Annotated in this window: 8 protein-coding genes; 2 read left to right on the top strand and 6 right to left on the bottom strand. The window is 44.7% G+C overall.

From position 1 onward, the window contains the following. Positions 1 to 85 precede the first annotated feature (85 nt). The 6 genes from pepV to cdaA all read right to left on the bottom strand — a co-directional run bounded on the left by pepV (position 86) and on the right by cdaA (position 7,571). Positions 86 to 1,486 carry a dipeptidase PepV gene (gene pepV / locus P7J49_RS01200; protein ID WP_408568921.1) on the bottom strand — a complete coding sequence of 467 codons (1,401 nt, stop codon included), beginning with the start codon at positions 1,484 to 1,486 and terminating at the stop codon, positions 86 to 88. A gap of 100 nt (positions 1,487 to 1,586) precedes the next feature. Further along, positions 1,587 to 2,762, bottom strand: coding sequence for a serine/threonine transporter SstT (sstT, locus tag P7J49_RS01195; RefSeq protein ID WP_408568919.1), 1,176 nt, complete (start codon positions 2,760 to 2,762; stop codon positions 1,587 to 1,589). A gap of 191 nt (positions 2,763 to 2,953) precedes the next feature. Continuing rightward, positions 2,954 to 4,498: an ABC-F family ATP-binding cassette domain-containing protein gene (locus tag P7J49_RS01190; RefSeq protein ID WP_408568917.1), complete on the bottom strand. Its 1,545-nt coding sequence runs from the start codon at positions 4,496 to 4,498 to the stop codon at positions 2,954 to 2,956. A gap of 162 nt (positions 4,499 to 4,660) precedes the next feature. Next, positions 4,661 to 6,010: a phosphoglucosamine mutase gene (gene glmM, locus P7J49_RS01185; protein WP_408568915.1), complete on the bottom strand. Its 1,350-nt coding sequence runs from the start codon at positions 6,008 to 6,010 to the stop codon at positions 4,661 to 4,663. A gap of 12 nt (positions 6,011 to 6,022) precedes the next feature. After that, complete coding sequence (locus P7J49_RS01180; protein WP_408568913.1) at positions 6,023 to 6,727, bottom strand: YbbR-like domain-containing protein; 705 nt, start codon at positions 6,725 to 6,727, stop codon at positions 6,023 to 6,025. Then, entirely contained in the window at positions 6,717 to 7,571 is an 855-nt protein-coding gene (cdaA, locus tag P7J49_RS01175; protein WP_024399762.1) for a diadenylate cyclase CdaA, read from the bottom strand. Before cdaA ends, P7J49_RS01180 begins: the two co-directional genes overlap by 11 nt. Positions 7,572 to 7,752: 181 nt before the next feature. Here cdaA and murT point away from each other — a divergent pair, with 181 nt between their 5' ends. Beyond that, positions 7,753 to 9,096, top strand: coding sequence for a lipid II isoglutaminyl synthase subunit MurT (gene murT / locus P7J49_RS01170; protein ID WP_408568911.1), 1,344 nt, complete (start codon positions 7,753 to 7,755; stop codon positions 9,094 to 9,096). Then, positions 9,096 to 9,881: a lipid II isoglutaminyl synthase subunit GatD gene (gene gatD / locus P7J49_RS01165; RefSeq protein WP_408568909.1), complete on the top strand. Its 786-nt coding sequence runs from the start codon at positions 9,096 to 9,098 to the stop codon at positions 9,879 to 9,881. Before murT ends, gatD begins: the two co-directional genes overlap by 1 nt. Positions 9,882 to 9,902: the final 21 nt, after the last annotated feature.

Raw genomic sequence — 9,902 nt, 5'->3', positions numbered from 1 at the left:
CAAATCTGCCAATCAACCACTGCGCTGAGATGTTGACACGAACTCTGAAAAGTGGTGCTAGGCTTTTTGCCCAGCCTCTCATGTATTACTTAATGAGTTCATAAATAGCTTCTGCATAAATGGCAGCGGCGCGGTAGAGTTGCTCAACTTCGATAAATTCGTTGGCTTGGTGCATAGTGTTGATATCGCCTGGGAACATGGCTCCGTAGGCAACGCCACGTTTGAGCAAGCGTCCAAATGTTCCTCCACCGATTACTTGTTCGTGACCTTTCAAGCCTGTGTGTTTTTCATAAACAGACAGGAGGGTTGCGACCATTGGGTCATCGATTGGGCAATAGTGTGGGGTATGGCCATGCTCAGACAGGCTAACAGCTTCCACGCCCAGTTTTTCCAAACCAGCCTTGATGGTTTCAGGGTTGGTATTTTTTGGATAACGGAAGTTGAGGGCAATGGTGTTATCAGATGAGGTTTCATCAAACTTAAAGACACCTGCGTTCATAGAAAGAGCTCCCATTTGCTCATCGTAGATGGCTACGCCGAGTTTTTTAGCATCATGGTCTTCTAGAAGGACTTGTCCTGCTAAGTCAAGATAGGCTTTGGCTGCTCCGTCAAAGGCGAATTGGTTGAGGAATTTAGCCAAGTAGGTTGCTCCGTTGACACCTTCTTCTGGGGTTGAACCGTGGGCTGATTTTCCGATGACGGTCACTTGTACCTGTCCGTTTTCAAGGGTTTCCGCGTCAGCTTTTAGGCCATAGGCTGCTGTAAAATCTGCCAACTTGTTGTCCAGGTCTGCTAGGTCGCCAGAAATAATAGCTGTCGCAGACTCCGGCACCATGTTCTCACGCAAACCGCCTGTGAAGGAATGCAGTTTAGCAGCTCCGCTATTTTCCCCCGCAAAATGCAAGTAAGCTGTGATATTGCCCTTTTCGCCGTTGATAATCGGGAACTCGGCATCTGGAGAAAATCCGAAGTCTGGCAATGGGAGCCCAACGTGCTCGAAGTAGTAATCCATATCCGCCCAGCCTGATTCTTCGTCGGTACCGACGATGAAACGGACTTTTTTAGAGGTCGGAAGGCCCAACTCCTTGATGATTTTCAAGCCGTAGTAGCAAGCCATAGTCGGTCCCTTGTCATCAGAAGATCCGCGGGCAAAGAGCTTGCCGTCAATGATTTGCGGCTCGTAAGGGTCGGTGTTCCAACCGCTTCCTGCTGGCACCACGTCCAAGTGACCGAAGATACCGAGGACTTCTTCGCCCTCTCCGAATTCAAAGTGACCTGCGTAGTTGTCAACGTTTTTCGTCGGATAGCCGTCACGCTGAGCAATTTCCAGGAACTTGTCCAAGGCATGCACTGGTCCGGGTCCAAATGGGTGCTGGGCATCTGCCTGGCTATCGTCACGCTCAGAATTGATGCGGAGGAGGTCAAAGAGGTCCGTTAGAAACTCATCTTTGCGTTTGTCAAACTCTGCTCTAAAATCTACTGTCATATGTTCTCCTTTTCAGTATCAAAGTAAGTCTATTTTATCACAAAATGAAAGAGATTTCAGAAGTAAAGCTAAGAAAAAAAGTTGGTCTCCCAACTTCTTTCTATTTTTTCCAGGCAGAGCGTTCTGCTACAACTGTAAACAAAACATCGGTCGATGAATTGAGGGCTGTTTCACAAGAGTCCTGAATCACTCCGACCACAAATCCGACTCCAACAACCTGCATGGCGATTTCATTTGGAATACCAAATAGGCTACATGCTACTGGAATGAGGAGAAGCGAACCTCCTGCTACACCTGATGCACCTGCAGCTGATAGAGATGCGACAACAGATAAAAGAAGGGCCGAACTGAAATCAACACTAATGCCAAGTGTATGAACAGCTGCCATTGTTAAAATATTAATCGTAATAGCTGCGCCAGCCATATTAATTGTGGCACCGAGCGGAATGGATACTGAGTATGTATCTGGATCCACTCCTAAACGTTTGCAGAGCTGCATATTGACAGGAATATTAGCTGCTGAACTTCTTGTGAAAAAGGCAGTTACACCGCTAACTCGAAGACATTCAAATACCAGCGGGTAAGGATTTTTCTTCATAACAAGAAAGGCAATCAATGGATTGACAACAAGCGCGACAAAAATCATACTTCCAACCAAGAGTAAGAGCAGTAAACCATAGTCTTTTAAAGCTGTCAGACCATTATTTGCAATGGTATCGAAAACCAATCCCATGATACCAAATGGTGCCAGACCAATAATCCAGCCTACAACTTTAGAAGTCACTTCTGCCGCAGATTGCAATAAATCTTTGGTTGTCTTGCTTGCATGACGAAAGGCCAAGCCAAACACTGCCGCCCATGTCAAAACACCAATATAATTAGCTGTTGCAAGAGCATTGATCGGATTGTCGACTATTTTCAATAACAAATCTTGGAATACTTCAGCAATCCCTTGTGGAGGAGTAATGTCCGTAGTCGTTGTAGTAGAAAGAACCAGTTTAATAGGGAATAGATAGCTTGCTCCTACAGCAATGAAGGCCGCCGCAAAAGTACCAAATAGATACAAGCAGATAACTGTCCTCATATTCGATTTTTGACCAGCAGGAGCTTGTGATAGAGCATGTGCAACTAGTGTCAGAACCAAAAGAGGGGCTATAGCTTTCAATGCTCCTACAAATAGACTACCAAAAAGAGCAATGACCGCTATTTTTGGAGCAATTAAGCCTAGTAACACTCCCAAAACAACACCAATTCCGATTTTTCGTATTAAATTCATTTTTTTCCATACAGATATTATACTATTCACTCATTTACCTCCAAACAAACATTTTTCCATATTAGCAGAAAAACGAGGCTTGGTCAATAGAATAAAAAATGAGTATCAGGTAGTGAAAATTTGAAATGCATGCAATAACATTTTCGTCTTTACAAACTGAACCAAAAAGCTACCTTTCGATAGCTTGTTTCTTAAGTCAATTCATTAAAATCCCAGACATCGTCCACCCAGCCTTCATAGAAATCAGGTTCGTGACAGACCATGAGAATTGAGCCCTTATAGGCTTGAAGGGCACGTTTGAGTTCATCCTTGGCATCCACATCCAAGTGGTTGGTCGGCTCGTCAAGGACCAAGACATTGTTTTCACGGTTCATAAGCAGACAGAAGCGAACTTTGGCCTGCTCACCACCTGAAAGAACTTGGATTTGGCTTTCGATATGCTTGGAAGTCAGACCACAGCGAGCCAAGGCTGCCCGTACTTCTGCCTGGTTCAGGGCAGGAAAGGCATCCCACACCGCTTCCAGCGGGGTCTGACGATTGCCGCCAGCCACTTCTTGCTCGAAGTAGCCTAGTTCCAAATACTCCCCACGCTCTACAGAACCACCCAGCGGTGGAATAATCCCCAGCAAACTTTTAAGAAGAGTAGATTTACCGATACCGTTGGCACCGACAATGGCAATCTTCTGGTTGCGTTCAAAGGTCAAATTGAGCGGTTTACGTGTCAATACACGGTCATAACCAATTTCCAAATCAGTCGTTTGGAAGATAAAGCGACTTGGAGTTCGAGCCATTTTGAAATCAAAGGATGGCTTTGGTTTCTCTGCTTGAAGCTCAATAATCTCCATCTTGTCCAATTTCTTCTGACGAGACATAGCCATGTTTCGAGTGGCAACTCGGGCCTTGTTACGGTTAACGAAGTCCTGCAAGTCTGCGATTTCCTTCTGCTGGCGCTCATAGGCAGCCTCCAACTGAGCCCGCTTCATAGCATGGACTTCTTGGAATTGGTAGTAATCACCTGTGAAGCGAGTCAAAAGCTGATTTTCCACATGGTAGACAATGTTAATCACATCATTCAAGAAAGGAATATCGTGCGAAATCAAGACAAAGGCATTTTCATAGTTCTGCAAGTAGCGTTTGAGCCAGTCAATATGCTCGGCATCCAAGTAGTTGGTCGGCTCATCCAGAAGCAGGATATCAGGCTTCTCCAAGAGCAATTTTGCCAAAAGAACCTTAGTCCGTTGTCCACCCGATAACTCCGTCACATCCTTGTCCATACCATAGTCCATGACACCAAGCGCACGCGCTACTTCGTCAATCTTGGCATCAAGCGTATAGAAATCACGGCTTTCCAGACGGTCTTGCAGCTCACCAACCTCTTCCATGAGGGCATCCATATCGGCACCCTCTTCTGCCATAGACATGTAAATGTCATTGATCCGAGCTTCTGTCTTGAAGAGTTCATCGAATGCTGTCCGCAAGACATCACGGACTGATTGACCCTTTTCTAATTTAGCATGCTGGTCTAAATAACCTGCCGTTACATAACGTGACCATTCAACCTTACCTTCATCTGGCTGCAATTGACCTGTCACGATGGACATGAAGGTCGATTTCCCTTCACCATTGGCACCGACAAGTCCGATATGCTCCCCCTTCAGCAAACGGAAGGAGACATTCTCAAAAATGGCACGGTCACCAAAACCATGACTTAAATTTTTTACTTCTAAAATACTCATATTTCCTCACAACATCAAAGAACTGGAGTAACCAAACTCCAGTTTTTACTTTTATTCTCGCAGTCTTGAGTGGAACTTCTTCGCCTATCAGCTGTGAAATTCCTACTCAACCTTGCGGGGGTTAGACAACGAAATCAAACTCTACGAGTTACTGATTTCTGTCTAACTCCCAATCTCTGCACGGACCACATCAGCAATGGTGTCCACAAAGTAATCGACTTCAGTATCCGTTGGCGCTTCTGCCATGACACGCAAGAGGGGCTCAGTGCCACTTGGGCGAACCAAGATACGACCGTTGCCAGCCATTTCTGCTTCCATTTTTTCAATGATAGCTGCAATAGCAGGCACTTCCATTGCCTTGTCCTTCATGCTGTTTTCCACACGGATATTGACCAATTTTTGTGGGTAAATGGTCACTTCTGCTGCCAATTCTGACAACTGCTTACCAGTTTCTTTCATGATTTTGGTCAATTGCACAGCGGTCAACTGGCCGTCGCCTGTGGTGTTATAATCCATCAGAATCACATGTCCTGACTGCTCACCACCGACATTGTAGCCTTCCTTGCGCATTTCTTCCACCACATAACGGTCACCAACTGCGGTCACAGCTTTTTCAATACCTTCACGATCCAAAGCCTTATGGAAACCAAGGTTAGACATAACAGTTGTCACAATTGTATTTTTGGCCAATAGACCTCGATCAGCGAGGTATTTACCAACGATGTACATGATACGGTCACCGTCTACTAAATCACCATTTTCATCGACAGCAATCAAGCGGTCACTGTCACCATCAAAGGCAAGACCGATTTGACTACCTGTTTCCTTGACCAGTTCTTGCAATTTTTCAGGATGAGTTGAACCAACACCCTCATTGATATTCAAACCGTCTGGCTTTTCAGCCATAACGGTCAAATCAGCTCCCAAATCCGCAAAAATTTGACGAGCAGAGGTTGAGGCAGCGCCATTGGCTGTATCGAGTGCAACTTTCATACCGTCCAAATCTGTACCAGTTGACACCAAGAATTGCTGGTACTTACGTAGACCTTCTGGATATTCTACCACATCTCCTAGACCTTTAGCAGATGGGCGTGGCAATGTGTCTTCCTCAGCGTCAAGAAGAGCCTCAATTTCCGCTTCCAATGCATCATCCAATTTGAAACCATCACCAGCAAAGAATTTGATACCGTTATCTTGCGCTGGGTTATGACTTGCAGAAATCATGACACCTGCACTTGCTTTTTCAGTTTTGACTAGGTGGGCAACACCCGGTGTCGCCAAAACTCCCAATTTATACACATGAATCCCTACTGATAGAAGTCCTGCAATCAAGGCAGCCTCTAACATTTGACCTGAGATACGTGTGTCACGCGCCACAAAGACACGAGGAACATCCGTCTCATGCTGGCTAAGGACATAACCACCAAAACGACCCAATTTGAATGCTAATTCTGGCGTTAATTCTACGTTTGCTTCCCCACGGACACCATCTGTCCCAAAATATTTACCCATTTTCATAACCTCTTATTTTGTTTTTGTAAGTATAATTTGCATATTTGCTTCCGTCTGAGACAGTACAACTGGCAAGACATTGCCGTCGCTATCTACAGCCTGTAATTTAGCTGTACCACTATAATTCTCAGACAGATTGCTCACATCCATCGCAACAGCTTCGACCTGATCAATCTTAGCCATGGTTTCTTCATCTGTCGTTACTTTTACGGTATCGACATTGACCGAAACCTTAGAAAGGCTGTAGCCTTCTGCCAATTGATTACTATAAACCTTAGCCTCAACAGGCAGAGCTTTACTCATGCGTTTACCAATTTTAACCGTAATGGCATCTGGTGCCAGGGTCGCAGTCACTCCTGCTGGTAGATTGGTCAATTGTAGCTTGACAGTTTGTGTCCCATCACTCAACTCTCTCAAATCCGCAGTCACTTGAAAAGTCCGAGTTGACTCATCTGATTCTCTCTGTAGGAGAACACGATTGGAGCCCCTTAATTCAACTGCCACCGTCGAAGAAAATCCGGAAATAAAATACTTGTTTGTATCATATTCAATCTCAATCGGTACATTGTTAAGTGTGTGAACATAGGTTTCTGACTCCGTGTTCTGTGCAGCTGATTCTGAATTTTTATAGTTGGTGGTTGTTGCATAGAAAAAGAGCAACAATGCTAGAAAAATAGATAGGGCTAAGTGACCTACAGCTTTAAACTTATCGTTCATGTTTGCCACCTCCTAATCGCTTCCAGATGGACTTTTTCTCTACATTTTCAGAAATAAAAGTCGCTCGCAACTCTGCTTCAAACTCATCCAAAGTCAAGTCATGTTTGAATATCCCGTTTCGTGCAATAGAGATACTGCCAGTTTCTTCAGAAACAATAAACACAAACGCATCAGATACCTCCGATAAGCCAATGGCTGCACGGTGTCGTGTTCCAAATTCCTTTGAAATTCCTGCGCTCTCTGACAGGGGCAAATAAGCACAAGCAACCGCTACTTTGTCTTCCTTGACAATTACGGCCCCATCGTGTAACGGTGTATTCGGGATGAAAATATTTATTAATAATTCCTGAGATATATCCGCATTAAGAGGAATCCCCGTTGCTCTATATTCTTGTAATGTTTGGGCTTGTTCTACTGCCACAAGTGCACCAATTTTACGCGGAGACATATAAGCAACAGATTTGAGAAAAGCAACAATTAACTTTTCTTCTGCACTCACAGTATTTGCCCCAAAAATCTGAGTTGTCCTGCCAAGTTTTTCAAGCATGGCACGCAACTCTGGTGCAAAAATAACTACTGCTGCAATAACTCCATACGTGATTACTTGATTAATCAGCCAAGCAATCGTCTGCAGACCGAATAAACTAGCTATAATCTGGACAATAATGAAGAGAAAAACCCCTCGAATCAATGTCATAATTTTAGTACCTGCAATAGCCTTACTAAAATTATAAATCAAATAAACAACTATACTAATATCAATTAGGTGCAACAGTGCGGTCCAAGGACTGGCTATCAAACTCGACCAATACCCTGTATCCAGTAACTGGTTTAGGTTTAACATATCATTCTCATACTTTCTAACTCATACATAGTAATGTACTCATTATACCATATTTTTTCCCCTTTTCTTTAGAAAATAGTGACCTTCCTGTTAAAAATATTACAGATTTACTGCAGGAATATATCACGTTCCAACATACTCCATTCTAGAAAATCAGTGACCTTTGTGATAAAATAGTCCCATGAAAATAAATACAGCTTTGGGTATTCTAGCAGGAAAAAGTTCCCAGTTCATTTTGAAAAAACTAGGACGTGGTACTACCCTGCCTGGAAAAATTGCCCTCAAATTCGATAAACATATTTTAGATAGTTTGGCTAAGGATTATGAAGTCGTTGTTGTGACAGGTACTAACGGTAAGACTCTGACCACCGCCCTGACAGTTGGTATCCTTCAGGAAGCTTTTGGCGAAATCACGACCAACACCAGCGGTGCCAATATGATTACAGGGATTACGGCCACCTTTTTATCTGCCAAGAAAAATAAAAATGGCAAGAAGATTGCCGTCTTGGAGATTGACGAAGCCAGCCTGGCCCGTGTGACCGACTTTATCAAGCCTAGCCTGATTGTCTTCACCAATATCTTCCGCGACCAAATGGACCGTTACGGCGAGATTTATACCACCTACCAGATGATTTTAGATGGGGCTGCCAAGGCACCTCAGGCGACCATTTTGGCTAACGGTGACAGCCCACTTTTCAACTCGACGAGCATTATCAATCCAGTTAAATACTACGGTTTTGCGACGGAAGAGCATGAGCCACGTCTGGCCCATTACAATACCGAAGGCGTTCTCTGCCCGCATTGCCACCAGATTCTCCAGTACAAGCTCAATACCTACGCTAACTTGGGCAGCTACATCTGTAACAACTGTGGCTTTAGCCGACCTGAGCTGGATTACAAGTTGACAGAGTTGAAAGAAATTACCAATACTTCTTCTACCTTTGCCATTGACGGTCAGGATTACAAAATCAACATCGGTGGGCTTTACAATATCTACAATGCCCTAGCAGCTGTCAGCGTGGCAGAATTTTTCGGCGTATCTCCTGAGAAAATCAAGGCTGGTTTTGACAAGTCCAAGGCAGTTTTCGGTCGCCAAGAAACCTTTAAGTTGGGCGACAAGGATTGTACCTTGGTCTTGATTAAAAACCCGGTCGGTGCAACCCAGGCCATTGAAATGATGAAACTAGCTCCTTACGATTTTAGCCTGTCAGTCCTTCTCAATGCCAACTACGCTGACGGAATTGATACCAGCTGGATTTGGGACGCCGACTTTGAGCAAATCACTCAAATGGACATTCCACAAGTCTTTGCGGGCGGTGTTCGCTCGTCTGAAATTGCCCGTCGCCTCCGTGTGACTGGCTATCCAGAGGACCAGATTACTGAAACACCAAAACTGGAAGACATCATGACCTTGATTGAGCAGTCCAGCAGTCAGCATGCCTATATCCTCGCAACCTATACGGCTATGCTAGAATTTCGTGATTTGCTGGCTCAACGCCAAGCTGTTGGAAAGGAGATGAAATAATGGTCTATACGTCATTAAAAAGTCCTGAAAAAGACTACACTTATGATCTCCACATCGCCCACCTCTACGGCGATTTGATGAACACCTACGGTGACAATGGCAATATCCTCATGCTCAAGTATGTGGCTGAAAAGCTGGATGCTCGTGTTCAGGTGGACATCGTTTCCCTGACAGATGAATTTGACAAGGATTTCTACGACATCGCCTTTTTCGGCGGTGGACAGGACTATGAACAATCCATTCTAGCTAAGGATTTACCAACTAAAAAAGACAGCCTAGCAGACTTCATCGAAAATGACGGTGTCATGCTGGCTATCTGCGGTGGTTTCCAATTGCTCGGTCAATACTACATCGAAGCTGGCGGCCGCAAGATTGACGGACTGGGTATCATGGGCCACTACACCCTCAACCAGACCAATAACCGCTACATCGGTGACATCAAGATTCACAATGATGAATTCAACGAAACCTACTATGGTTTTGAAAATCACCAAGGCCGTACCTTCCTAGCTGACAACCAAAAACCGCTGGGCAAGGTTGTCTATGGCAATGGCAACAACAAGGAAGACGGCGGCGAAGGCCTGCACTACAAAAACACCTTCGGCAGCTACTTCCACGGACCAATCCTGTCCCGCAATGCCAACCTAGCCTACCGGCTGGTCACAACTGCCCTCCGTAAAAAATACGGACAAGACATCCAACTTGCCAGCTACGCTGACATCCTCAGCAAAGAAGTCGCTGAAGAATACGGCGATGTGAAAAGCAAGGCAGAGTTTGAGAAATAAAGCAAAACCGCTTCTGAATCC

The organism is Streptococcus suis, assembly GCF_046032515.1.
In the GTDB taxonomy this organism is placed as follows: Bacteria; Bacillota; Bacilli; order Lactobacillales; family Streptococcaceae; genus Streptococcus; species Streptococcus suis_AL.
The sequence above is the reverse complement of the archived record's forward strand: the minus strand, read 5'-3'. Positions and strand labels throughout refer to the sequence as shown.